The organism is Streptomyces caniferus (genome assembly GCF_009811555.1).
Classification (GTDB): domain Bacteria; phylum Actinomycetota; class Actinomycetes; order Streptomycetales; family Streptomycetaceae; genus Streptomyces; species Streptomyces caniferus.
Window position 1 is genome coordinate 4,693,092 of sequence record NZ_BLIN01000005.1, and the last position, 21,891, is coordinate 4,714,982.

Genomic DNA, 21,891 nt, shown 5'->3' on the forward strand with positions numbered 1-21,891 from the left:
GGAACAGCGGTCCACCGGGCCCACGGAGCTACGAAGGGGCCGTACGGGCGAGAGGCGACAGCGTCGTACGAGCAGTGCGTACGACGGGGCCGTACCGGCGGGATCGTGCGACGGGCCGTACGAGCGGCGCCGTACGACAAGCAGTGCCGTACGAGCGGATCAAGCAGCCGGGGCGCACGCTTCCGCGCCACGCCCCCGCATTCCTCCCACGTCCTTGCAACTGTCCGCCGAGCGGCGCGGAGCGCCTTGCGGCCCCCCGGCGGACCGTTCCTCAGTCGGAGATGAGTCCCTCGCGCAGTTGCGCCAGGGTGCGGGTGAGCAGGCGGGAGACGTGCATCTGGGAGATGCCGACCTCTTCGCCGATCTGGGACTGCGTCATGTTGGCGAAGAAGCGCAGCATGATGATCTGGCGCTCGCGGGCCGGGAGTTTGGCCAGCAGGGGCTTGAGGGACTCGCGGTACTCCACGCCCTCCAGGGCGCTGTCCTCGTAGCCGAGGCGGTCCGCGAGGGAGCCCTCGCCGCCGTCGTCCTCGGGAGAGGGCGAGTCGAGCGAGGAGGCGGTGTACGCGTTGCCGACGGCCAGGCCGTCGACGACGTCCTCCTCCGACACCCCCAGGCACAGGGCCAGTTCGGGGACGGTCGGGGAGCGGTCCAGCTTCTGGGAGAGCTCGTCGCTGGCCTTGGTGAGGGCGAGCCGGAGCTCCTGGAGCCGACGCGGGACGCGTACCGACCACGACGTGTCGCGGAAGAAGCGCTTGATCTCACCGACCACGGTCGGCATCGCGAACGTCGGGAATTCCACGCCGCGTTCGCAATCGAAACGGTCGATCGCCTTGATCAGGCCGATGGTGCCGACCTGGACGATGTCCTCCATCGGCTCGTTGCGGCTGCGGAAGCGGGCGGCCGCGTAGCGCACCAGCGGGAGGTTCAGCTCGATGAGCGTGTCACGGACGTACGTACGTTCCGTGCAGTCCTTGTCGAGCGAGGCCAGCCGCAGGAACAGGGAGCGGGAGAGCGTGCGGGTGTTGATGGCGTCGTCGTCATGCACGTGTGGTGCGGGCGCGGGAATCGCGGGAAGCACCTTCGAGCTGCCCAGTTCTACGGACATGCCACCCCCTTGAGGTCGCGGTCGGGTCGCTGCGGCGTCCTCGGACCGGGGCGGACCGAGGAGTGATACCTCCACCTGAATACCGGAGGCAGCGCTACGGCAAACGCGGTTCCTGCAGAATGTCACATGTCGGCAACACGCTGTAGCGCCTTGTCGACATATCTGTGCAGGATCGGGTCGCTCGTCCCGGCTACGCGTCGATCCTGTTTGCGGATCGCAGTCGGGCGAAGCTCCGCGACAGTAGCCGCGACACATGCATCTGCGACACCCCCAGCTCCGCACTGATCTGTGACTGCGTCAGATTGCTGTAGTAACGCAGCAGAAGGATCCGCTGCTCGCGCTCGGGCAGCTGGACCAAGAGGTGCCGCACGAGGTCGCGGTGCTCGACGCCGGCCAGCTCCGGGTCCTCGTATCCGAGGCGGTCGAGCAGACCGGGCAGGCCGTCGCCCTCCTGGGCGGCCTCCAGCGAGGTGGCGTGATACGAGCGGCCCGCCTCCAGGCAGGCCAGCACCTCGTCCTCGCCGATCTTCAGTCGCTCGGCGATCTCGGCGGTGGTGGGGGAGCGGCCGTGCAGCACCGTCAGGTCCTCGGTCGCGCCGTTGACCTGCACCCAGAGCTCGTGGAGGCGGCGCGGTACATGGACCGTGCGGACATTGTCTCGAAAGTAGCGTTTGATCTCGCCGACGACGGTCGGCATGGCGAAGGTGGGGAACTGGACGCCCCGGTCCGGATCGAAGCGGTCGATGGCGTTGATCAGGCCGATGGTGCCGACCTGGATGACGTCCTCCATGGGCTCATTGCGGCTGCGGAAACGCGCCGCGGCATAGCGGACCAGCGGCAGATTGGCTTCGATGAGTGCGGCACGGACCCGGGTGTGCTCGGGGGTGCCGGGCTCGAGGTCCGTCAACTCCGCGAACAGCACCTGCGTGAGCGCCCGCGTGTCCGCGCTACGGCTCTCGCGGGATGGAGCCTTGGGCGCAGTACGGGCCGTCACGGTCACGCCACCCTTCACAGTGCATGTATCCGGCAAAAGCGGTCATAGCATCACAAGACATGTGCACTGTGTGCAAGCACCCCATAACGCCGTGTTGAACAGAGAGTTGGGGCGGGCATGGGGCGGCCGCGGGGCCGGTGGGCAGTGGGGGGCGCCCGGGGGTACGGCGAAGCCCCCCGCCCACGGGGGGCGAGGGGCTCGGTGGAACGAGGCGCGGGGGTGCCGCGGCTCAGAATTCGTAGTCGGCGATCACCCAGGTGGCGAATTCGCGCCACTGGGCGGCGGTGGCCTGGTGGGCCGGGTGCTCGATGTAGCGCTTGAGGGCGTCCGTGTCGGCCACGGCCGAGTTGATCGCGAAGTCGTAGGCGATCGGACGGTCGGTGATGTTCCAGGCGCACTCCCAGAACGTCAGCTCCGGAATCTCGTCCTCCAGCGCCGCGAAGGCGCGGACGCCGGCCTGCACCCGCTCCTCGTCGCGGGAGACACCTTCATTGAGCTTGAACAGGACCAGGTGGCGGATCACTGGGGCCTCCGTGCGGCGGACGAGGCGCAGCCGGTCCGGTGAGCCGGCTGGCCGGGGCTGGGGCGCCGGCCGATCGCGGGCCGGTCCGGTCCCCCGGGCGGCTCCAGGGCCGCGGCCGGGCCGAACGGTCCCTACTTGATCAGCTGCGTCATGAACTCGCCGACGCCCTGCGCGGCGGACGAGATGCCCTCGAAGCCTATCTGCACCATTTCGGCGGCCCGCTGCGGGGACGTGATGATCGTGTACAGCACGAAGACGATGACCATGTACAACGCGATCTTCTTCGCCTGCGCCATCAGTCCCGTCTCCCCTACGCAGTCCCCTACGGCAGTACCTGCACCTCCCGGTTGCAGTCGGGCGAGTGTAACCACACGTGTTCGATCACGGGAGTCGTGCCCACGGGGCTTCCGCAACCGGTCTGCCGGCCATCCCGCCTGCGCGTCGGCGCTGATCCGGACTTTATGGACCAAAGGCCTGCCAAAGCAGGCCCTTTGCCTGCCTGTTGGGACAGGTCACCCAGGCACCATGAAAGAGGTGGCCCCGTGGGTCTGGCAGGAATCCACGGGCCCCGGGACCAGGACCTCACTGCGGGGTCCGCGCCAGGTCCGTCCCCGTGACGGCGGCGCGGACTGGGGGGTTCGGTCCGCACCGGGGGGAGCGGACGTCTCCTGACGCCGCTCCCGACCGACAGGAGCCCCGCCTCCGAGCCGCCCCTGGATGCCACGGGGGGTCCCAGGACACGGCCCGGCGGCGGGGCTCCGTCGTGGGCGGGGGGCCGGGCGTCGCCGTGCACGGGTTGCGGGGTCCGCAGCCGCGGGTTCCCGCCGAGTGACCACTGCCGCCTCCCGGCCCGCCCCGGCGCATCCGCCACCACGCACCTCGCCCTGCCACCCCTCTGCAACCACGAGGAAGCCCCTCGGCGTCTCCCACCCCGTACGACTCGGACGCCCTCGGACGTCATACGCCTCGGAGCACCTGGTCGGCACGCGGCATGCATCATGTACGCGACACAACGGGGCGCGGCAGCGCGCCGCGCCGCGGCATGGGGCCGCGTGGGACGACGAAAGGAACACAGGCGCCAACGATGAAGATCGACTGGGACCGGCGTACCTGCGCGCGCCGCGGGCACATCACCTACCTCCCGCACGAGGAGCACCTCCGGGACAAGCTGCGCGCGGACACCGCGCTCGGCGAGGCCTGGCGCTGTCTGCGGTGCGGCGACTTCGCCCTCGGCGACCCGCACGGCTCCGGCCCGGCCGCCGACGCCCCACTGGTCCCGCGCGGCAAGGTCCTGCGTGATCTGTTCATCCTGCGGTTCCTGGCCGTCGAGCGGGCGGTGCGCGGAGTGTTCATCGTGCTGGCCGCCGTCGGCGTATGGCAGTTCAGCAACCGCAAGGACGCGGTCCGCCGGTTCTTCGACGAGTACATCGCCGTGCTCCGCCCCGTGGCCCGGCACTTCCACTACGACCTGGACCACTCACCGGTCGTCGGCACCATCCAGAAGACCTTCGGCTACCGCCACTCCACCCTGATGCTGGTGGCCGCGCTGCTGGTGGTGTACGCCCTGGTGGAGATCGTCGAGGGCGTGGGCCTGTGGCGCGCCAAGCGCTGGGCGGAGTACCTGACGGTGGTGGCGACCGCGGCCTTCCTGCCGCTGGAGATCTACGAGCTGACCGAGAAGGTCAGCTGGCTCAAGATCGCCACGCTGGTGGTCAACATCCTTGCGGTGCTCTACATCGCGCTCACCAAGCGGCTCTTCGGGCTGCGCGGCGGCCGCGCGGCCTTCGACGAGGAGCGGCACAGCGCCTCTCTTATGGAGGTCGAGATCTCGGCCGGAGTACCCGTCACCGCCCATAATGGCTGAACGCTCGATCCGAGGGGGAAACGAAGAATGCCCATGAACTCCGTATCGCACGAGCCCGATTCGTCGTACGCGGCCGCCCGGCGAAGTGCCCGGTCCCCGCTGGCACGCCGGCGGCCGGCCGTCGTGCTGGCGCTGCTGGTCGGCCTGCTGGCCGCGGCCGTCGCCCCGGCCACGGCGGCGAGCCGCGGCGCGGTGGACGGCGCCCGAGCGGCGGTCACCGCGAGCGCCCCGAGCCGGAGCGCGGACGCCTCCCGGCTCGCGGCCGCCCCGGCGCAGGCCGTCGGCTTCCGCCACCACAGCGCGCACCACTCGGCCCCGCTCAAGACGGTCTTCAAGGCCAAGAAGTCCAAGAAGTCGAAGTGGAAGTCGAAGGTCAAGAAGAAGGGCGGCTTCTTCAAGAAGCTCGGCATCTTCTTGATCGTGCTCTTCGTCCTCTTCGTCGTCGTCGTGATCCTGGTGATCTGGCTGATCGTGCGCTTCTTCCGCCGCGCGGCGCGGAACCGGCGCAACGACTAGTCATGCCTTTCGGGCCGTCGAGGCCCCCGCGGCGCGTCCGTTCCGGCGGGCGCGCCGCTTTTGCGTGTGCCGCCTCGGGCGGGCAACAACACGACGACATTTCCGGGGAATTGACGCGGCCCGTGGTCGCCGGAGCAAGGGGCGCTGCCGGCCACCGACAAACGGCGGCGCAGGGCGACGCAGGACCGGGCCGGTGGCGACATGGCCACCGGCCCGGGGTGTCCCGGCGATGCCGGGCTCGCTCCGGTCGACTACGGCCTCGGTCGGGTCACTTGCTGCTCAAGCGGCCCAGCAACGCTCTCAGCGTCAGTCGTAGCGACTGGTTCTTCTGCTTGAGGATGCGGGCCTGCTCCTGCGCCAGGTCACCCGAACGCCATGCTCCGGCGTGCTGCTTCATATACGCGGCAGGGTCGGCTTGAAACTCCCCGATGCGCGGGTCCGTTTCTAAGGCGACGCCGTTCCAGACACCTGCAGTCGTACTCATGACTGAATCCCCCCCGGATTCTGCATCGCGTGTGCGTTTGTCGCGGTGGTCGGGCATAAGTTCCATCCCTAACCCCCGAGGTGAACACCCGCCGCGAGCTGCCGATATATGCCCCCAGCGAGATCACTACCACTGGCCACTCGCGGCGCGGTCGCGAGCAGCCCCATCACGACGTGCATCTGTGCAAGCCGAGCACATCGCCCTTATCCGGCATCACACAGTAGCCGAGGGATACCCGAAGCACCCCTGAACTAAACGATTTTCGCCCGATGAGACTACTCTGTGTGTATCGTGCGTGACAGCACACGCAGCCTGGGGTTGGGGACAGGGGAGGGGTTGCATATGGGGTGGGGTGCGTTTTCCGCCGGTGCTCTGGCGGTCCTGGCGTATGTGGCTCAAATGGTCATTGGGCTGGACATGGCCACATGGTTGTTCTGGGTGATCACGGGGGTCGGGTCGGTCGCCACGGTCGCCACGGTGTGGCTGGCCAGCCGTCGGGTGACCACGGCGAACGAAGCCGCGAAAGCGGCGACGAAGAATCAGCGGCGCGCTTTCGAGGATGTGCTCGTTCCTCTTGCCTCCAACCTCGGCCAGATCGTTTCGAGCTCCACGAAAGCCGAACGGACCGCACTGCAGCAGCAGACCAAACAGGCGATCGTCTCGCTCACCGCTTCTCTGATCGGCCCTCAGGACGTACGGGCCTGCTTTCTGGAGCAGGTTCCCGGTACGCCTCTCGGGCAGCGCGAGGTGAAGTGCCGAAACAGCCTCTGGTCGGGCCGGAACGTCGCGCCCGTGACGACGTTCCGGGAGACCGACCTCCGCGGAAAAGAGTTATTGAAGCTGCTCGACGACGGCACCAGTACGTTCGTGGGAAATGTCGACCAATTGCCTGCCGCGTTAAAGCCCGACAGCGACAGCTACAAGACCTATATCGCCTGTTCGGTGAAAGTCGGGGACGAATCGTTCGGAGTGCTGGCGGTCGACGGCCTCAGGCCCGGAGATCTGCATCAGGACGATGTGACCATGGTCGGGGTTTTCGCACGCATGCTGGGCGTCGCCCTGGCGGTGAAGAAGTAGTTCCCGGCGCCCTGCGTCCTGCGCGGGGGCCTGACCGAACCTGCGCCGCGCCGTCGGTCCGCGCCGTGCTCCCGGAGACGACGAGGGCCCCGATCCGTAAAGATCGGGGCCCTCGTCCTCTGAGCGGTAGCGGTGGGATTTGAACCCACGGAGGAGTTGCCCCCTCACGCGCTTTCGAGGCGCGCTCCTTCGGCCGCTCGGACACGCTACCGAGAGAGAGCTTAGCCCAAGGGGGGCCGTGCGCCGAAATCGGATTCCGGGAAGGGGCCGGCGCGGGGCCGGGCCGCAGGTCAGCGGTCGCGGAAGAAGTCGGTCAGCAGGGCGGCGCAGTCGGCTTCCAGGACGCCGGTGACGACTTCGGGGCGGTGGTTGAGACGTCGGTCACGGACGACGTCCCAGAGGGAGCCGGCCGCGCCCGCCTTGGCGTCGCGGGCGCCGTAGACGACGCGGTCGACACGGGAGAGCACGATCGCCCCGGCGCACATCGTGCACGGTTCCAGGGTCACGACGAGGGTGCAGTCCGTCAGCCGCCACTCGCCCGCCCGTCGCCCGCCGCCCGCCGAGGCGGCGTCGCCTCCGGGGGCCGTCCGGGGAGATCCCGGGCGCGACGCCTCCTCCCGCAGGGTCCGGGCCGCCGCCCGCAGCGCGAGGATCTCGGCATGGGCGGTCGGATCGCCGGTGGCCTCCCGTGCGTTGTGGCCGGTGCCGAGGACCGTGCCGTCCGCGGACAGCACGACGGCGCCCACCGGGACGTCACCGGTCCCGGGGGCGCGGGCGGCCTCGTCCAGCGCCTGCCGCATCGGTGCGATCCACGGATCGCGCAGCGGGTCGGGCGCGGGGGAGGGGTGAGAGGCGGATGGGGGGACGGTCATGTCCCCAGTGTCGGGGACGCGACCGGGGGCAGCGGCCGGGCCCCGAGGACAGGGCCCGGCCCGGCCGGCTCAGCGCACGGCTTCGAGGACCTCCGTGCAGCCCAGCGAGTCGGCGATGGTGCTCAGCGCATCACCGTCGAGGGCCAGCAGCTCCTTCTCGCTGACCCCCAGGTCGGCCAGCAGGGCGGCATCGCCGAGCGGGCCGTGCGGCGGGCCGTCCGAGCCGTTCACCGCTTCCAGGGGATCGTCGTCGTCCACGTGGTCGTTGTTGTCGTTCGATTCGGGTTCGCCGTCCTCCGTGCCGTCCAGGTCGAGGCTGTCGAGGTCGTCGGCCACATCGTCCTCATCGCGGCCGAGCAGCTCGTCGGTCAGCATCGCGCCGTACGAGCTTTTGGCGGCGGCGGCGGCGTTGGAGAGGAAGACCCGCGGGTCGTCCTCGCCGTCCACCCGGACGACGCCGAACCAGGCGTCCTCCTGCTCGATGAAGGCCACCACCGTGTCGTCGTCGACCGCCGCCTCTCGGGCCAGATCGGCCAGATCGGTCAGCGTCTCCACATCGTCGAGCTCCGTATCGCTCGCTTCCCACCCGTCTTCGGTGCGCGCGAGCAGTGCGGCGAAGTACACCGTGACTCTCCCACTGGTCATAGGCGTGCCGGGCCGGGCGGGGCGGCGCTGCACGCCGTTGGTCCCGCCCCCTTCGGAATCGTGGCAGAAACAACGCGTTCGCGCGGGGTCTTCGGCGCTGCGTCGTGCGGAGGTTGTGCGAGATGTCGCTCACGTGCCGCAGCGCGGGCGGGAGCGCGACGGTGGTTCGCTCTCAGCGGAACAGGGTGCGCTACCAGCGGAATGTGCGCATCCGCAGGGCCTGGCGCATCCGTTCGGCGCGTGCGCGACGCGGCTGGACGCGGTTCCGCAGCTCCTTGGCCTCGTGCAGTTCCCGCAGAAATTGTGCGCGGCGCCGTCGGCGCGCCGCCTCCGCCCCGGCGTCCGGGGCAGCGCGTTCGCTGCCGGAGACGGCGTTGTCGGTGTCATCGGTCCGCTTGCGGTCGGGCACACGCACACCACCTCGGGCGGGTTCTTCGCCCGACGGCAGGACGGCTGATCGGGCGTACGTGCCCACTTTCCCTCCTTTCGGCGGTTTGATGCCGCCCACACACCGCAGCGGTGCGCGGCCGCCGGGTGCCGCAGGGAGGGCGCGGGGGCCCTCCGGGCTCGGTTACTGTCGATGTCATGCGGATCCACGTCGTCGACCACCCGCTGGTGGCGCACAAACTCACCACACTGCGCGACAAGCGCACCGACTCCCCGACTTTCCGGCGGCTCGCCGACGAGCTGGTCACCCTGCTCGCCTACGAGGCCACCCGTGATGTGCGCACCGAGCAGGTCGAGATCGAGACCCCCGTGACGGCGACCACCGGTGTGCGGCTGTCGCATCCGCGCCCGCTGGTCGTGCCGATCCTGCGGGCCGGTCTGGGCATGCTGGACGGCATGGTGCGGCTGCTGCCCACCGCCGAGGTCGGCTTCATGGGCATGGTCCGCAACGAGGAGACGTACGAGGCGCACACGTACGCCACGCGGATGCCCGACGACCTCTCGGGCCGTCAGGTGTACGTCGTCGACCCGATGCTCGCCACGGGCGGCACGCTGGTCGCGGCGATCCGTGAGCTGATCAAGCGCGGTGCGGACGATGTCACCGCGATCTGTCTGCTGGCCGCGCCGGAGGGCGTCGAGGTCATGGAGCAGGAGCTGGCCGGTACGCCGGTGACGGTGGTCACCGCGGCGGTCGACGAGCGGCTGAACGAGGACCGCTACATCGTGCCCGGCCTCGGCGACGCCGGGGACCGGATGTACGGCACGGCCGGCTGAACGCGCCGCGCCCGCCCCGCCTGAACATGGTCCGGGCCCCGCACCACACGGTGGTGCGGGGCCCGTCCGCATGCGGTCAGCACTTGGTGTCGGCGGCCGGGACCGGGGACGGGTGCGTCAGCAAGGCCAGGGACTTCGCGGCGTTCTGCCGGGTGGTCAGGTCCTTGAAGGTGTCGCCGATGATCAGGTCGAGGTCGTCGCCCTTGCGGTCGTCGCTCTTCTGCTGGGCACCGGCGAGCTGGGTGGCCAGGACCTTCAGCGGGTCCTGTGCCGTCTTGGGGCCGAGGAGCACCCCGGTGCCCTTGACCTTCTTGTCGTAGGCGGCAGGGGCGTTGCCCACCTTGCCGATCTTGAAGCCGCGCTTCTGGAGCTCGTCGGCGGTGCGCTTGGCGAGTCCGGAGCGCGGGGTGGCGTTGAAGACGTTGACGGTCAGCGTGCCGGGCGCGGGCATTTTCTCCTCGGCGGCCTTGGCCTGCGCCGCCTCCGTCTTGCCGCTGTCCCGGCAGTGCTGCTTGTCCTGGGAGGCCTGGGCGCTGCTGCCGCGGCCGCCGAAGACGTCGATGAGCTGCAGGGTCCCCCAGCCGGCCAGACCGAGAGCGCAGGCCGTGGCGACGAGGGTGAGGACGATCCGGCGACGGTGGCGGGGACGGCGCATCCGCGGATACCTGTCGCCCGTGATGCGGTACTTCTTACCGCCCATCCCTGGGGGCGTCAGCATGCTCATGGGCGCAGCGTAGTGCGGGAGGCAGGCCGTGCCTACTAGATGATCAACGCGTCGTGCGAGACCCAACCCAAAAGGGTCAATACGGACAGGGTGGGTTGGGTGGTGCCGGGCGGTAAGGGGGGATTTCCGGCCAGTTGTGCCGGGAGGCCGTGCGTCAGCCCAGTTCGAGCACGCGGGCGTGCAGCACCTGGCGCTGCTGAAGGGCCGCGCGTACCGCGCGGTGCAGCCCGTCCTCCAGGTAGAGGTCGCCCTCCCACTTCACGACATGCGCGAAGAGGTCGCCGTAGAACGTCGAGTCCTCGGCGAGCAGCGTTTCGAGATCGAGCTGCTGCTTGGTCGTCACCAACTGGTCGAGGCGTACCGGGCGCGGGGCGACGTCCGCCCACTGGCGGGTGCTCTCCCGGCCGTGGTCCGGGTACGGCCGGCCGTTTCCGATGCGCTTGAAGATCACACGGAAAGCCTACCGGGCGAGCGGCACCGGGCGCAGCCATGCCGCAGCAACGCAAAAGGATCATTGACGGCAAATTTGGATCATTGGGGAGGGTCGGCCCGGAGGATATGGCCGGATGCGACCCGAACGGGCTACCGCACGGCGCGTCCTGGAGGGGGCGGTGCGCCGCTCGCGGCGCCGCCGCGGACCGTCACCACTTCCGGACGGCGTCCAGGCTGGACCGCCAGTAGGTGACCGTGGCGGTGCGCGGGTCGACATGGACGGGCGCGCGGCCGTCCAGGCCGACCTGGGTGGGGGCGGCGCGGCCGGTCAGCGCGACGCCGAACTGGGAGATCTTCCGGCCCCGGTGGCCCGGGCCGCCCGGCCTGCCGGCGGAGGTGGTGATCACGGCGTACGCGGTGGCGCCGGGCGCCAGCGAGACCACGGTGGGCGGCCGGCTCGCCGCGATCGCGGGGAGGGTGGCCCGCCGGCCGTCGCCGAACCGCAGCAGGGGGTAGCGCTGGGCGGCGAAGTCGCAGGTCCGGTCGGAGAAGTTGGTGACCGTCAGCAGCATGCGGCGGTCCCGTCGCGGCAGTGCGCCGGCGTGGAATCTGAGCATCTCGGGGGTGCAGGCGACCCGGCCGCCGGGGCCCGGGGGGTTGCCGTCGTCCGTGGCGGTGCCGGGGGCCGGCGAGACGGCGGAGACGGGATTGTCGGACGTGTTGCCGGGGGCGTCGTGGCAGGCGGTGGTCAGGGTCAGCGCGACGGTGACGAGGGCGGCCGCGGCGACGGCCCGGCTGCTGGCGGTGATCGGCATAGGGAGCTCCCCCGGGACGGTGGCGTGTATACGACCTTCGGCGCGGGTGCTGGTGATCCGCTAACGCGCGGCTAACGCAGGCCGTTGGTTTTGGCCCCTTGCCCGCGGCGGACGGCGGGCTGTCCCAGGGGATCGCGGGTGGCTGGTTCCGGCGGGGGCGACGGTGCGTGCCCGTCCGGGGAGCCTCACCGTCCCGGCGACGGGGAGCTGTCTCCGTTGCCGGGCACCGCGCGGGAGCTGCCGTGCGGGGTGGGACCGGCCGACGGGGTCGTGGAGGGCGGCGGCAGGCCGGTCGAGGAGGAGCCACCGGACGGCTGGTCCGTCGGCCGGGGCGTGGGGCTGCCCGAACGGGGGGGACGCGGCGACCCCGACACGGGCGCGCCGGGCGGCGTCGAGCCGGTGGGGCGGGCCGTGCGGTGCGGACCCGCCGAGGGGTGGCTCGGTGACGGTACGGGGGTGGATCCCGTACGGGTCGGGGACGGGGCGGGGTCGACGGGGCTCGGCGGGGTGGCGGGCGCGGGCCGGCGGTCCGGCGGGGTGCCGGGGGCGATCGCCAGATAGCCGATGACGACGGCGGCGGTCGCGGCGGCCGCGGCCAGCGGCAGGCCGAAACGGCGTGGCCAGGGCCGCTTCATGCCGGGCAGCCGGTTGCGGCGGGTGTGCGGTCCGGGGGGCGCGGCGGGCCGCAGGTCCCGGACGGCGATGCTCTCGGTGCGCGCCGCGAAGGCCCGGCGCAGCCGGTCTTCCATGGGGTGCTCGGAGGCGGTGCCGCCGGGGCCCGTGCCGATGCCGCCGTCGCCGGGCCCGCCGACCGTGCCGGGGCCGCTGCCCACGCCGTCGCCGGGGCCGCCGGCGGCGCGACCGGTACCCGTGCCGGGGCCGTTCATGACCGCTCCTCCAAGATCTTCTCCAGCGAGTTCAGTGCGCGGCTGGCGATCGACTTCACCGCACCGCGGCTGATGCCCAGCGTCGCCGCGATCTGTGCTTCCGTCAGCTCGCCCCAGTAGCGCAGGACGAGCACCTCCCGGCGGCGGGCGGTCAGCCCGCTCAGCGCGGCGAGCACCTCCCGGTGCTCCTCGTCCAGCACGATCCGCTCCTCGGCGGACGGGGCATCCGCCTCGTACGGCGGGGTGTAGTCCCGGGCGGTCCGCCGGCGCCGCAGCACCGAGCGGGCGGCGTTGACGACCGCGGTGCGCAGATAGGCGAGCGCGTTGTCGACCTCGCCGAGCTGTTCGCCGTGCCGCTTGTAGAGCGCGGCGAACGCGTCCTGGACGACGTCCTCGGCGGTGGCGCGGTCGTCGACGAGCAGGACGGCCAGCCGGACCATGTTCAGCCGGTGGGCGTGGTAGAGCTCGCTGATCGTCGGCCGCGGCTCGGGGGGTGCCGGGGCGCCGCCGGCCGGCAACCGGGCTTCGGCGCCCGCCGGTCGGCCGTACACGGAAGGCGGCGGCAGGTTGCCGGGGCGCGGTGTTTCGCGGCGGGCGGCCGCCGGGCGGGCGGTGCGCAGCAGCCACCGCCACAGGGCAGGCCGGGGCCCCGGCAGGGCGAACCGTACCGGGGCGGGCCGGGGGCCGGCGGAGTACTCCATCGATTCCTCGGGGTCGGGCGGGGCGGCCTCGCGCGGTGGCTCAGCCGCGCCGGCGGCGGACCGCGTAGACCGTGCCGCCACCCACGGCGATCAGGGCCGCGGCGCTGCCGCCGAGCGCCAGGGTGGTCGTGGAGGAGGACCCGGTGCGGGCGAGTTCCTTCCCGCTCCCGGAGCCCTTGGCCGGGACCGGGCGGGGGGTCGCGGCGGGGCCGTCACCGCGCTTGCCGGGCGAGGCCGGCGAGGCGCTGGGGCGGGGCGTCGCGCTGGGCGGCTGCGGCGCCGGGTGGCTGGGCGACGCGCTGGGGGTGCCGGGGGCGCTGGGGCGGGGGCTCGGCGACTGGGTGACGCTGCGGGCCGGTGCGGGCGTGGGCCGGGTGCTGCCCTCGGCCGGTCGCGGGGTGGCCGACGCGGCCGTATGAGCGGTGTGCGCGCGCTGCGGCTGTGCGGCCCGGCCGTCGGCGTGTGCGGTGCCGGCCGCGGACAGCGCGGCCAGCGCGAGCGCCGCGACCAGCCCGGCGCCGGCCGCACCGCGCGGACGGGGGGCGTACGGCCGGAAACCGGCGGAGGTGCGGGGGGTACGGGTGAACTTCACGGTCGGCTGCTCCACGTTCTTCGACGGGGCGGCGCCGGTTGGCGCCCTCACCCGTCACGACGTGCGGCGGGGCCGGGGGTTGCCGGGCGGTGCGGAAAAGTTTCCACCGCCCCCGCGTCCGCCCGCCGGGCCGCCCTCTGCTCACGCCGCGCGGCAGCCTCTCCACGGCCTTGGTCCGGCCGCCCGGCTCCGCCAACTGTGCGCCTTTTGTCTTCTGTTGGACGGGGATCCGCTCCGCGAGCGTGTGGCACCCGGCCGGCGCCGCGGCATCCGCGCGATGCGGCTGCGGCTGCGGCTCGGTGGCGGGCGGCCGGGGGTTCGTCCGTGCCGGTCGGCCCCTCGGGCCGGCCGGCTCTGGGCGCGGCGGTGGCGGGTAGGTCGCGGCACACGCACGCCCGGGGCGGCCTGTGGCAGGCCGCCCCGGGCGTGTTCGCTCCTCAGCCGAACCGGGCGGAAGGCGGCCGCGGGTCAGAGGGCTCAGATCGTCGAGGTGTCGATCACGAAGCGGTAGCGGACATCGCTCGCCAGCACCCGCTCGTACGCCTCGTTGATCTGCTTCGCGTCGATCACCTCGATGTCCGCGGTCAGCCCGTGCTCACCGCAGAAGTCGAGCATCTCCTGCGTCTCCGGGATGCCGCCGATCATCGAGCCGGCGATCGACCGGCGCCGGGGGATCAGCGCGAACGGCGCGACCGGCAGCGGGTTCTCCGGGGCGCCGACCTGGACCAGGGTGCCGTCGGTGCGCAGCAGCCCGAGGTAGGCGTTCAGGTCGAGGTTGGCGGAGACGGTGTTGACGATCAGATCGAAGGTGCCCGCCAGCTCCTCGAACGTGGCCGGGTCGGAGGTCGCGTGGTAGTGGTCCGCGCCCAGCCGCAGCCCGTCGTCCTTCTTGCGCAGCGACTGGCTCAGCACGGTGACCTCGGCGCCCATCGCATGTGCGATCTTCACGCCCATGTGGCCGAGGCCGCCCAGGCCGACGATGGCGACCTTCTTGCCGGGGCCGGCCTGCCAGTGGGCGAGCGGCGAGTAGAGGGTGATGCCGGCGCACAGCAGCGGCGCCGCGGCGTCCAGCGGGATGCTCTCGGGTATGCGCAGGGCGTAGTTCTCGTCGACGACGAGGTGGGTGGAGTAGCCGCCGTGGGTGGTCTCGCCGTCCCTGCCGGTCGCGTTGTACGTACCGACGTTGCCGAGCTCGCCGGTGCAGTACTGCTGCAGGCCGGCCAGGCAGTTCTCGCACTCCCGGCAGGAGTCGACGAAGCAGCCGACGCCGACCCGGTCGCCCGCCTCGTAGCGGGTGACCTCGGTGCCGACCTCGGCGACCACACCGGCGATCTCATGGCCGGGGACGATCGGGAAGGCCCCGCCGTCGCCCCACTCGGCGCGCACGGTGTGGATGTCGGAGTGGCAGATGCCGGCGTACTTGATGTCGATCAGGATGTCGTGGGCACCCAGCTCGCGGCGCGGAATCGTGATCCGCTCCAGCGGTGCTTTCGGGGCGGGTGCGGCGTACGCGAAGACAGAGGTGTGGGTCATGACACCGAGAATGGGTCGTTCCGCTTCTCGTAACCAGTGCACCCTTGAACCTATGCATGGCGTGCCTACCACTGACGGAACCACCCTCGGGCCCGGCCCGCGGCCGCAGAGCGCGGTCATGGACCGGCGCACAGAGTTGAACGAGTTCCTGCGCACCCGGCGGGCCCGGCTGCGGCCGCAGGACGTCGGGCTGCCGGAGTACGGCGGGCGGCGCCGGGTGCCGGGGCTGCGCCGGGAGGAGCTGGCGCAGCTCGCCGGGGTGAGCGTGGCGTACTACATCCGCCTCGAACAGGGCCGCGGCGGCAATGTCTCGACCGCGGTGCTGGACGCCGTCGCCACCGCCCTGCGGCTGACCCCCGCCGAGCGCGACCACCTCACCAACCTGGCCCGCCCGGCGCCCCGCGGGGTGCGCCCGGTCGTCCGTGCCGGAGCTTCGCCCTGCTCCGAAGCGGCCCGGGGGAGGGTGCGGCCCGCGCTGCAGCAGCTGATCGACACGATGGAGAACGTCCCCGCCTACGTCATCGGGCGGCGGCTGGACATCATCGGCTGGAACCGGCTCGCCTGCGCCCTGCTCGGGGACTTCGCCGCGCTGCCGCCCGAGCGCCGCAATCTGGCCTGGCAGGTGTTCCTGGACCCGACGGCCCGCGCGCTCTACGAGGACTGGGACGCCAAGGCCGCCGATGTGGTCGGCTATCTGCGGCGCGATGCGGGCCGCAATCCGGGCGACCCCGCCATGGCTGCGCTGATCGGCGAACTCTCGCTCGGGAGCCCGGAGTTCCGGCGGCTGTGGGCCGCCCACGACGTGCAGGACAAGGGGTTCGGCGGCAAGGTCCTGCACCATCCGCTGGTCGGGCGGCTGGCCCTGGCGTACGAGACCCTGACCCTGCCCGCCGACCCCGACCAGCAGGTGATCACCTACCACGCCGAACCGGGGTCGCCGTCGGCCGCGGCGCTCCGGCTGCTGGCGTCGCGTCAGGAGAAGACCACGGAACGGACCTTGAGCTGATCCGAGGCGTGACCGCCGTTCGGCCGGAGGCTGAAGTAGTCGCCCGTGCAGTTGGGGCCCGCGAAGACCGTCGCGACGGATGAGGTGTAGTTCTTCGGGGTGTGGGCGGGCTGGACGGACGGGTCGGTCACCTCGGGGAGGGCGAGGCACGCCCGGCTCGGCGGGTCGGCGAGCAGGCCCACGTGCGGGGTGCCCGTCGAGTCGCTGTACACATAGGTGAAGGGGCCGGTGGCCGCGCCGGCCGGGGCGGTGGGCAGGGTCAGGGCGAGCGCGAGCGCGCCGACGGCGGTGGCGACGGTGTGGCGAAGACGCATGGGGTGTTCCCTTTCATTCCGTTTCCGTGCGGAATGTGTGTTGCCCGGTGATACGGCCGGTGATGTCCGTCGTCACACGAAGGAGTTCCGGCGAAACGATCCCTCGGTGGGTGTTCGGACCGTCCGGGGGCCGGCTCGCGGGGCGCGCGCTCTGCGGGGGCTGACGCGAACCGCGCGTCCTACGGGCGTGGGTGCGTCCGGCTCCGCTCGCGCAGCACGCCGGCGATCCGCTCGCACCAGTCACGGGTCTCCCGCTCGAAGCCGAGACCGCGCAGACAGGTCAGATACGGGCCGAGCCGGGTGCCGCGGGCCAGGAACTCCGCCTCGTCCAGATCGCCGCGCAGCCGCGCCAGCAGCTGGGTGAACACCTCGGCCTTGGCGGCCGCGACCCGCGCCCGCTCCTCCAGTTGCGCGATCACCGGCGCGGCGTCGATCCGGTCCACGGCCTGCACCTTGACCAGCAGATCGTCGCGGATGAACGAGGGTTTGGACGCGGCCGCCGCAAACCGCTCCAGCTCCGCCAGGCCCTCGTCGGTGACCTGGAACAGCCGCTTGTTGGGCCGCGTCTCCTGGATCACCTGGCGGCCGGAGATCAGGCCCTCCGCCTCCAGCTTGGTCAGCTCCGCGTAGAGCTGCTGCGGCAGCGCGTGCCAGAAGTTGGCGACGCCGGCATCGAACGCCTTGGCCAGCTGATAGCCGCTGTACTCGCCGTCCAGCAGTGCCGCCAGCACCGCGTGCTTGAGCGCCATGTTCCGACCGCCCCTTCCCATACTCAAGAATATGACTAATCATAGTCGCGACTAAGAGTCATCGGGGTCGGTCATGGCTCGGTCGATCCGGTCGAGGCGAGGAGGAAGTGTCATGGGAACGACGGCGGACCGCTTCAAGGCAGCGGTGGAGGCAGCGGATCTCGACGCGGTGGAGGAGCTGTTCACCGAGGACGTGCGCCTGTACAGCCCGGTGAAGTTCACGCCCTTCGAGGGGCGGCCGATGGTGCTCGGGCTCTTCGGGGTGCTGCTGCGCACGTTCAAGGACTTCCATTACGTCGGCGAACTCGCGGGCAGCGCCCAGACGGCGGCGGGCCCGGACGGCGGCTCCGCCGACTCGACGGTCCTCATCTTCCGGGCCACCGTGAACGGCAAGCAGATCCACGGCATCGACCTGCTGCAGTTCGACGACGCGGGCCGGATCAAGGAGTTCACGGTGATGGTGCGGCCGCAGTCCGCGGTGCAGGCACTGGGCGAGGCGGTACTCGCCGGGCTGGTCGAGGACGGGCTGGTGCCCCGGCCGTGAGGGCGCGGGCCGGCCGGGTCGGCGTTCGAGGAACCGGGTGGTGGGCCGGCCGTCCTTCTGGGAGCCGCCGAAGGGCCGGTCAGCCTTCGAGGAGCCGTTGGAGGGCCGGGGCGTAGAGGTCGGCGAGCTGTTCGGGCGGGGCCGTCGAGGCGGCGCCGGTGCGGTGGATGCTGAGGGTGGCGCCCAGGCCGAGGAGCTGGGCGGCGATCAGCTCGGCCCGGAGGGCGGCGTCGGGGCCGGTGAGCAGGGCGGTGAGCCGGCCGGTGATCTGCTCCTGGAACCGGTCCCGCAGCAGCGAGCGTTCATCGCTGATGCCCAGCGAGAAGACGACGCGCAGCAGCGGATCGCCCTGCTGGGCACGGCGTTGGCCGACGAGCGTGCGCACCATGTGCCGGCCGAGTTCCGGGAGCGGCGCGGTGAACAGCGCGTCGGCCGCCGGTCCGAAGTCGGCCACGGCGGTGAAGAGCTGCTCCTTGCTGCCGAACCGCTTGACGATCAGCGAGGCGCTCACCCCCGCGTCGGCCGCGATGCCGCGCAGCGTGACCTCGGCGTACGGGCGCAGGGCGAAGGCCCGCCGGGCAGCGCGCAGGATGGCGGTACGGCCGGGGGCGGGGTCGGTGGCGGGGGTCGTGTCCGTGCCGGCGTCGTTCGTGTGCGTACCGGCGGCGGTGGCGGGGCTCGGGCCGGGGCCGGGCGTGGGCGTCGGGCCGGGCGCCGGTCCGGGGTGTTCCGAGCCTGCGCCCGCGGCGGTGTCGGCCTCGGCCTGAGCGGTCATGCGTCCTCCTGGGTGAGCGCCGTCCGCCCCAGCGGGGCCGGTCGCCGGACCTGCCCGACCGTACCGGCCGGCGGTTCGGAGCGGCGGCCCGGCAGGCACAGCGTGACAGCCAGGGCGAGCAGCGCGGCGCCGCCCGCGATGAGGAAGACCAGCAGATACGCATGCAGGGTCGGCGCGGTCCGGCCGCCCGCGCGGAAGGTGACATTGGCCAGTACGGCGGCGACCGCCGCGCTGCAGAAGGCCTGCCCCACCGAACGCATCAGCGTGTTCAGGCCGTTGGCCGCCCCGGTCTCGGCGGCCGGCACCGCGCGCATCACGAGCGCGGGCAGCGCGGAGTAGCCGATCGCGGTGCCGGCGGCCACCACCGTCGCGCCGGCGATGATCATCCACAGCTGGTGGCTGGTGAAGAAGCGCACCACGTACCCCACCGCCATCAGCCCGGCGGCCAGCGCCAGGGTGACCTTCGGCCCGTGCTTCGCCGAGATCCGCGCGGACACCGGCGACAGCGCCACCATCGAGAGCCCGCCCGGCAGCAGGCACAGCCCGCTGACCACGAGGGACGCGCCCAGCCCGTATCCGGTGCTCCGGGGTTCCTGGACCATCTGCGCGGTGGCCAGCGAGTTGGCGTAGAAGGCGAAGCCGATCAGCAGCGCGGCGAGGTTCGTCAGCAGTACCGCGGGCCGGGCCGAGACCCGCAGATCGACCATCGGCGACGCGCACCGCAGCTCGTACCGGCCCCACGCCAGGCCGGTCAGCACGGCCGCGGCCGACAGCCCGAGGGTCGGCGCCGAGGTCCAGCCCCAGCCGGCGCCCTGGGTCACCGCGAGCAGCAGGCAGCTCAGGGCGACGGTCAGGCCGAGCGTGCCCAGGACGTCGAAGCGGCCGCGCGAGCGCAGCGGCGATTCGGGCACACAGCTCAGCACCAGTACGACGTCCAGCAGCCCGAGGCCCGCCGAGACCCAGAACATGGTGTGCCACTCGGAGTGCTCGATGACCAGCGCGGCGACCGGCAGTCCGACCGCGGCGCCGATGCCCAGGGTGGAGCTCATCAGCGCGACCGAGGACAGCACCCGTACGGGCGGCAGCTCGTCGCGCATGATGCTGATGCCGAGCGGCACCACCGCGAGCGCCGCGCCCTGGAGGGCCCGTCCCGCGATGAGCACCCCGATCTGCGAACTGACGGCGCACAGCACGGATCCGAGCACCAGGACGCCGAGGGAGGCCAGCAGCACCCGGCGCTTCCCGTACATGTCGCCGACCCTGCCCAGGACGGGGGTGCAGATCGCGCCGGTGAGCAGGGTGATGGTGACCAGCCAGCTCGCGGTGGCCGGGGTGGCGCCGGTGAGCCGGGGGATGTGCGGCAGCAGCGGTACGACGAGCGTCTGCATGACGGCCACGACGACACCGCAGAAGGCGAGGACGCCGACGAGTGCGCGGGGGTGGTGGGCCTCGGCGGGGCGGTCGGTGGCCACGGGCTCGGGTATCGCTGCGGGCATGGCTCTCCGTAGGGCGCGGCGGAACGGCGGACAGGGGTGCACAGGCGTTCACCCCAGGGTAAACGCCTGTGCACCCCTGTCGAGGCCGTACGGCGGACCGCATGCGCGAGGAGCCTGGCCGGTGGGCCGGTGGGCCGGTGGGCCGGTGGGCCGGTGGGCCGGTGGGCCGGTGGGCCGGTGGGCCGGGGCCGTCGGGCTCGTCCGGCGCGGGCCGGGGCCGCGAGGGCTTGTCGCCGGCGGGCCGCCAGGACTCGTCCGGAGAGCCGGGGCCCGACCGGCCCTAGACCCGCTCCACGCGCTCCGCCTGATCCAGCTGCTCCACCTGCTCCACCGAGATCGCCGCGGCCGGGCAGATGGCCGCTGCCTCATGGACCGCCTCATGGAGACCGGCGGGCGGTTCGGCGTCGAGGAGGACGACGATGCCGTCCTCCTCGCGCTGGTCGAACACCTCCGGCGCGGACAGCACACAGCTTCCGGCGCCGCAGCACTTCTCCTGGTCGATGTGTACGCGCATGGTTCTCCCCACGACGGGCCGCCCGGCTCCTGAGGGCCGTGGGCGGACGGGCTGGAACGGAAGGACGATGAGGACGGAAGGGGCAGAGGACGGAATCACGGAGGGCCGGGAGGCCGGAACGCGCCGGGGTGCCGGGTGGCGGAACGAGGGCTCACCACGCGACCGGCAGGGCGTGGACCCCGTAGATCCCCATGTCGTGGCGGAACGGCACGTCCTCGAACGGGATGTCGAGCCGCAGGTCCGGCAGCCGGCGCAGCAGCGTCTCGACGGCTATCTGCAGTTCCACCCGGGCGAGCGGCTGGCCCAGGCACTGGTGGACGCCGAAGCCGAAGGCGACATGGCGGCGGGCATCGCGTCCGACGTCGAGTGCGTCGCCCCCGGGGAAGACGCCCTCGTCCCGGTTGGCGGAGTTGAGGGTGCACAGCACGCCCTCGCCGGCGCGGATGGTGCGGCCGCCGAGCGTGACGTCCTCGGTGGCGACCCGCGGGAGACCGTTGTGGACGATCGTCAGATAGCGCAGCAGCTCCTCGACGGCCCCCTTGATCAACGAGGGGTCCTCGCGCAGCCGCGCCAGCTGGCCGGGGTTGCGCAGCAGGGCGAGGGTGGACAGCGCGGTCATGTTGGCGGTGGTCTCATGGCCCGCGATCAGCAACAGCCGCCCCATGGAGGCGATTTCCTCGAAGTCGAGTTCGCCGCGGGCGACCAGCCGGCTGACGATGCCGTCGTCCGGCTCGCGCTGTTTGGCCGCGGCGAGCCGGCTCAGATAGCGCTGCAGATCCGCCTGTGCGGTGCGCACCTCCTCTGCCGTCGACCGGAGGCTGAGCAGGAGCCGGCTGCGGTCCTGGAAGAACTCATGGTCGTCGTACGGGACGCCGAGCAGCAGGCAGATCACCAGGGACGGCAGCGGCAGCGCGAACTCGGCGACCAGATCCGCCGCGTTGCGCCCCGCGGTCATCCGGTCGAGCAGGTCGTCGGCGAGGCGCTGTACCTCGGGGCGCATCGCCTCCATCTTCTTCACCATGAAGTCGGCGGTGAGCATTCGGCGCAGCCGTGCGTGCTCGGGGTCGTCCTGGCGGATGAAGGTCGGCTTGGAGGTGGCGAGTTCCCGTCCGCCGGCGGTGAGGAAGGGGAATCCGGGGCGGGCCGCATCCGCGCTGAACCGCGGGTCGCCGAGCACCTCCCGTACGTCCTGATGACGGGTCACCAGCCAACAGGTGGAGCCGTCCCACAGCGTGGCCCGGGTGACCGGTTCCTCCCGGCGGGCCCGTTCGACGCCGGGCGCGGGATCGAAGGGGCAGCCGTCGGCCCGCGCGGCCGGGACGGCGAGGGGGCTGAGGGGAGCGAGGTCCTCACTCGGGCCGGTGCTGCCGGTGTTGCGCTCCGCCTCGGTACGTTCTGCAGTCGTCATGCGGCTGGTCCTTCCACGAGCGGGACACGGCACTGCCGTGGCGAACGGTGCGGGTGGCGCCTTTCCTCGACGGGCTCTGCGAACGCGGCAACCGCTT

27 protein-coding genes and 1 tRNA gene are annotated in these 21,891 nt (G+C 72.0%); 6 read left to right on the forward strand and 22 right to left on the reverse strand.

The window, feature by feature from the left end:
- Positions 1-271: 271 nt before the first annotated feature.
- The 4 genes from Scani_RS37085 to Scani_RS40160 form a co-directional block, all read right to left on the reverse strand.
- Complete coding sequence (locus Scani_RS37085; RefSeq protein WP_159482037.1) at positions 272-1,108, reverse strand: RNA polymerase sigma factor SigF; 837 nt, start codon at positions 1,106-1,108, stop codon at positions 272-274.
- A gap of 190 nt (positions 1,109-1,298) precedes the next feature.
- Positions 1,299-2,108, reverse strand: a complete 810-nt coding sequence (locus Scani_RS37090; RefSeq protein ID WP_026169670.1) for an RNA polymerase sigma factor SigF — start codon at positions 2,106-2,108, stop codon at positions 1,299-1,301.
- A gap of 223 nt (positions 2,109-2,331) precedes the next feature.
- On the reverse strand, positions 2,332-2,625 hold the full coding sequence (locus tag Scani_RS37095) for a Dabb family protein (RefSeq protein ID WP_159482038.1): 294 nt from the start codon (positions 2,623-2,625) through the stop codon (positions 2,332-2,334).
- Between the two features lie 131 nt (positions 2,626-2,756).
- Positions 2,757-2,921 (reverse strand): hypothetical protein, encoded by a 165-nt coding sequence (locus Scani_RS40160; RefSeq protein WP_164993001.1) that lies wholly within the window; start codon positions 2,919-2,921, stop codon positions 2,757-2,759.
- A gap of 788 nt (positions 2,922-3,709) precedes the next feature.
- On the opposite strand from Scani_RS40160, the gene Scani_RS37100 reads away from it, so the two are divergent.
- Entirely contained in the window at positions 3,710-4,489 is a 780-nt protein-coding gene (locus Scani_RS37100) for a DUF2127 domain-containing protein (protein WP_159482039.1), read from the forward strand.
- A 33-nt stretch (positions 4,490-4,522) separates the two neighbouring features.
- The gene (locus Scani_RS37105) at positions 4,523-5,005 is read left to right on the forward strand and encodes a hypothetical protein (protein WP_159482040.1); all 483 of its coding nucleotides are present in this window, start codon (positions 4,523-4,525) and stop codon (positions 5,003-5,005) included.
- Between the two features lie 268 nt (positions 5,006-5,273).
- Here the strand turns inward: Scani_RS37105 and Scani_RS37110 are convergent, their stop codons facing one another.
- Positions 5,274-5,489: a hypothetical protein gene (locus Scani_RS37110; RefSeq protein ID WP_159482041.1), complete on the reverse strand. Its 216-nt coding sequence runs from the start codon at positions 5,487-5,489 to the stop codon at positions 5,274-5,276.
- Between the two features lie 291 nt (positions 5,490-5,780).
- On the opposite strand from Scani_RS37110, the gene Scani_RS37115 reads away from it, so the two are divergent.
- On the forward strand, positions 5,781-6,566 hold the full coding sequence (locus tag Scani_RS37115; RefSeq protein WP_246296373.1) for a GAF domain-containing protein: 786 nt from the start codon (positions 5,781-5,783) through the stop codon (positions 6,564-6,566).
- Between the two features lie 124 nt (positions 6,567-6,690).
- On the opposite strand, the gene Scani_RS37120 is transcribed toward Scani_RS37115, so the two are convergent.
- From Scani_RS37120 to Scani_RS37135, 4 genes are all read right to left on the reverse strand, one after another.
- Positions 6,691-6,777: transfer RNA gene (locus Scani_RS37120), tRNA-Ser, on the reverse strand.
- A gap of 79 nt (positions 6,778-6,856) precedes the next feature.
- Positions 6,857-7,438 carry a nucleoside deaminase gene (locus Scani_RS37125; RefSeq protein WP_246296375.1) on the reverse strand — a complete coding sequence of 194 codons (582 nt, stop codon included), beginning with the start codon at positions 7,436-7,438 and terminating at the stop codon, positions 6,857-6,859.
- Positions 7,439-7,507: 69 nt separating this feature from the next.
- Positions 7,508-8,062 carry a tRNA adenosine deaminase-associated protein gene (locus Scani_RS37130; protein WP_159482042.1) on the reverse strand — a complete coding sequence of 185 codons (555 nt, stop codon included), beginning with the start codon at positions 8,060-8,062 and terminating at the stop codon, positions 7,508-7,510.
- A gap of 211 nt (positions 8,063-8,273) precedes the next feature.
- The gene (locus tag Scani_RS37135; RefSeq protein ID WP_159482043.1) at positions 8,274-8,492 is read right to left on the reverse strand and encodes a hypothetical protein; all 219 of its coding nucleotides are present in this window, start codon (positions 8,490-8,492) and stop codon (positions 8,274-8,276) included.
- A gap of 176 nt (positions 8,493-8,668) precedes the next feature.
- Here Scani_RS37135 and upp point away from each other — a divergent pair, with 176 nt between their 5' ends.
- Complete coding sequence (upp, locus tag Scani_RS37140; protein ID WP_159482044.1) at positions 8,669-9,304, forward strand: uracil phosphoribosyltransferase; 636 nt, start codon at positions 8,669-8,671, stop codon at positions 9,302-9,304.
- Between the two features lie 76 nt (positions 9,305-9,380).
- Here upp and Scani_RS37145 read toward each other — a convergent pair whose 3' ends face one another.
- From Scani_RS37145 to Scani_RS37175, 7 genes are all read right to left on the reverse strand, one after another.
- Positions 9,381-10,028, reverse strand: coding sequence for a LytR C-terminal domain-containing protein (locus Scani_RS37145; protein WP_159482045.1), 648 nt, complete (start codon positions 10,026-10,028; stop codon positions 9,381-9,383).
- A gap of 154 nt (positions 10,029-10,182) precedes the next feature.
- Positions 10,183-10,479 (reverse strand): type II toxin-antitoxin system VapB family antitoxin, encoded by a 297-nt coding sequence (locus tag Scani_RS37150; RefSeq protein WP_030084955.1) that lies wholly within the window; start codon positions 10,477-10,479, stop codon positions 10,183-10,185.
- Positions 10,480-10,669: 190 nt separating this feature from the next.
- Positions 10,670-11,275, reverse strand: a complete 606-nt coding sequence (locus Scani_RS37155) for a DUF4232 domain-containing protein (RefSeq protein WP_159482046.1) — start codon at positions 11,273-11,275, stop codon at positions 10,670-10,672.
- 185 nt (positions 11,276-11,460) lie between these two features.
- Complete coding sequence (locus Scani_RS37160) at positions 11,461-12,162, reverse strand: chromosomal replication initiator protein DnaA (protein ID WP_159482047.1); 702 nt, start codon at positions 12,160-12,162, stop codon at positions 11,461-11,463.
- Complete coding sequence (locus Scani_RS37165; protein ID WP_174872807.1) at positions 12,159-12,863, reverse strand: RNA polymerase sigma factor; 705 nt, start codon at positions 12,861-12,863, stop codon at positions 12,159-12,161. Before Scani_RS37165 ends, Scani_RS37160 begins: the two co-directional genes overlap by 4 nt.
- Before the next feature lie 40 nt (positions 12,864-12,903).
- Positions 12,904-13,506: an LAETG motif-containing sortase-dependent surface protein gene (locus Scani_RS37170; RefSeq protein ID WP_159482048.1), complete on the reverse strand. Its 603-nt coding sequence runs from the start codon at positions 13,504-13,506 to the stop codon at positions 12,904-12,906.
- A gap of 426 nt (positions 13,507-13,932) precedes the next feature.
- Positions 13,933-14,988 (reverse strand): NAD(P)-dependent alcohol dehydrogenase, encoded by a 1,056-nt coding sequence (locus Scani_RS37175; RefSeq protein ID WP_159482049.1) that lies wholly within the window; start codon positions 14,986-14,988, stop codon positions 13,933-13,935.
- Positions 14,989-15,106: 118 nt separating this feature from the next.
- On the opposite strand from Scani_RS37175, the gene Scani_RS37180 reads away from it, so the two are divergent.
- Positions 15,107-15,994 carry a helix-turn-helix transcriptional regulator gene (locus Scani_RS37180; protein WP_159482050.1) on the forward strand — a complete coding sequence of 296 codons (888 nt, stop codon included), beginning with the start codon at positions 15,107-15,109 and terminating at the stop codon, positions 15,992-15,994.
- Here the strand turns inward: Scani_RS37180 and Scani_RS37185 are convergent.
- Positions 15,961-16,308, reverse strand: a complete 348-nt coding sequence (locus tag Scani_RS37185) for a hypothetical protein (RefSeq protein WP_159482051.1) — start codon at positions 16,306-16,308, stop codon at positions 15,961-15,963. The genes Scani_RS37180 and Scani_RS37185 overlap by 34 nt on opposite strands.
- A gap of 179 nt (positions 16,309-16,487) precedes the next feature.
- Positions 16,488-17,057, reverse strand: a complete 570-nt coding sequence (locus tag Scani_RS37190; RefSeq protein ID WP_159482052.1) for a PadR family transcriptional regulator — start codon at positions 17,055-17,057, stop codon at positions 16,488-16,490.
- Between the two features lie 112 nt (positions 17,058-17,169).
- Here Scani_RS37190 and Scani_RS37195 point away from each other — a divergent pair, with 112 nt between their 5' ends.
- Positions 17,170-17,601 (forward strand): nuclear transport factor 2 family protein, encoded by a 432-nt coding sequence (locus tag Scani_RS37195; protein ID WP_159482053.1) that lies wholly within the window; start codon positions 17,170-17,172, stop codon positions 17,599-17,601.
- A 79-nt stretch (positions 17,602-17,680) separates the two neighbouring features.
- Here Scani_RS37195 and Scani_RS37200 read toward each other — a convergent pair whose 3' ends face one another.
- The 4 genes from Scani_RS37200 to Scani_RS37215 form a co-directional block, all read right to left on the reverse strand.
- Positions 17,681-18,376: a TetR/AcrR family transcriptional regulator gene (locus Scani_RS37200; protein ID WP_159482054.1), complete on the reverse strand. Its 696-nt coding sequence runs from the start codon at positions 18,374-18,376 to the stop codon at positions 17,681-17,683.
- Complete coding sequence (locus Scani_RS37205) at positions 18,373-19,872, reverse strand: MFS transporter (RefSeq protein ID WP_159482055.1); 1,500 nt, start codon at positions 19,870-19,872, stop codon at positions 18,373-18,375. The genes Scani_RS37200 and Scani_RS37205 overlap by 4 nt, the downstream gene beginning before the upstream one ends.
- Positions 19,873-20,152: 280 nt before the next feature.
- Entirely contained in the window at positions 20,153-20,386 is a 234-nt protein-coding gene (locus Scani_RS37210) for a ferredoxin (RefSeq protein ID WP_159482056.1), read from the reverse strand.
- A 151-nt stretch (positions 20,387-20,537) separates the two neighbouring features.
- Complete coding sequence (locus Scani_RS37215) at positions 20,538-21,794, reverse strand: cytochrome P450 (RefSeq protein WP_159482057.1); 1,257 nt, start codon at positions 21,792-21,794, stop codon at positions 20,538-20,540.
- Positions 21,795-21,891 lie beyond the last annotated feature (97 nt).

Excerpts from the sequence above, each read along its gene's own strand:
- Scani_RS37165 (WP_174872807.1), bottom strand. The coding sequence starts at position 12,863 with ATGGAGTACTCCGCCGGCCCCCGGCCCGCCCCGGTACGGTTCGCCCTG.
- Scani_RS37160 (WP_159482047.1), bottom strand. The coding sequence starts at position 12,162 with ATGAACGGCCCCGGCACGGGTACCGGTCGCGCCGCCGGCGGCCCCGGC.
- Scani_RS37180 (WP_159482050.1), top strand. The coding sequence starts at position 15,107 with ATGGACCGGCGCACAGAGTTGAACGAGTTCCTGCGCACCCGGCGGGCC.
- Scani_RS37145 (WP_159482045.1), bottom strand. The coding sequence starts at position 10,028 with ATGAGCATGCTGACGCCCCCAGGGATGGGCGGTAAGAAGTACCGCATC.
- Scani_RS37105 (WP_159482040.1), top strand. The coding sequence starts at position 4,523 with ATGAACTCCGTATCGCACGAGCCCGATTCGTCGTACGCGGCCGCCCGG.
- Scani_RS37210 (WP_159482056.1), bottom strand. The coding sequence starts at position 20,386 with ATGCGCGTACACATCGACCAGGAGAAGTGCTGCGGCGCCGGAAGCTGT.
- upp (WP_159482044.1), top strand. The coding sequence starts at position 8,669 with ATGCGGATCCACGTCGTCGACCACCCGCTGGTGGCGCACAAACTCACC.
- Scani_RS37100 (WP_159482039.1), top strand. The coding sequence starts at position 3,710 with ATGAAGATCGACTGGGACCGGCGTACCTGCGCGCGCCGCGGGCACATC.
- Scani_RS37215 (WP_159482057.1), bottom strand. The coding sequence starts at position 21,794 with ATGACGACTGCAGAACGTACCGAGGCGGAGCGCAACACCGGCAGCACC.
- Scani_RS37195 (WP_159482053.1), top strand. The coding sequence starts at position 17,170 with ATGGGAACGACGGCGGACCGCTTCAAGGCAGCGGTGGAGGCAGCGGAT.
- Scani_RS37185 (WP_159482051.1), bottom strand. The coding sequence starts at position 16,308 with ATGCGTCTTCGCCACACCGTCGCCACCGCCGTCGGCGCGCTCGCGCTC.
- Scani_RS37175 (WP_159482049.1), bottom strand. The coding sequence starts at position 14,988 with ATGACCCACACCTCTGTCTTCGCGTACGCCGCACCCGCCCCGAAAGCA.
- Scani_RS37155 (WP_159482046.1), bottom strand. The coding sequence starts at position 11,275 with ATGCCGATCACCGCCAGCAGCCGGGCCGTCGCCGCGGCCGCCCTCGTC.
- Scani_RS37085 (WP_159482037.1), bottom strand. The coding sequence starts at position 1,108 with ATGTCCGTAGAACTGGGCAGCTCGAAGGTGCTTCCCGCGATTCCCGCG.
- Scani_RS37125 (WP_246296375.1), bottom strand. The coding sequence starts at position 7,438 with ATGACCGTCCCCCCATCCGCCTCTCACCCCTCCCCCGCGCCCGACCCG.
- Scani_RS37205 (WP_159482055.1), bottom strand. The coding sequence starts at position 19,872 with ATGCCCGCAGCGATACCCGAGCCCGTGGCCACCGACCGCCCCGCCGAG.
- Scani_RS40160 (WP_164993001.1), bottom strand. The coding sequence starts at position 2,921 with ATGGCGCAGGCGAAGAAGATCGCGTTGTACATGGTCATCGTCTTCGTG.
- Scani_RS37110 (WP_159482041.1), bottom strand. The coding sequence starts at position 5,489 with ATGAGTACGACTGCAGGTGTCTGGAACGGCGTCGCCTTAGAAACGGAC.
- Scani_RS37200 (WP_159482054.1), bottom strand. The coding sequence starts at position 18,376 with ATGACCGCTCAGGCCGAGGCCGACACCGCCGCGGGCGCAGGCTCGGAA.
- Scani_RS37190 (WP_159482052.1), bottom strand. The coding sequence starts at position 17,057 with ATGGCGCTCAAGCACGCGGTGCTGGCGGCACTGCTGGACGGCGAGTAC.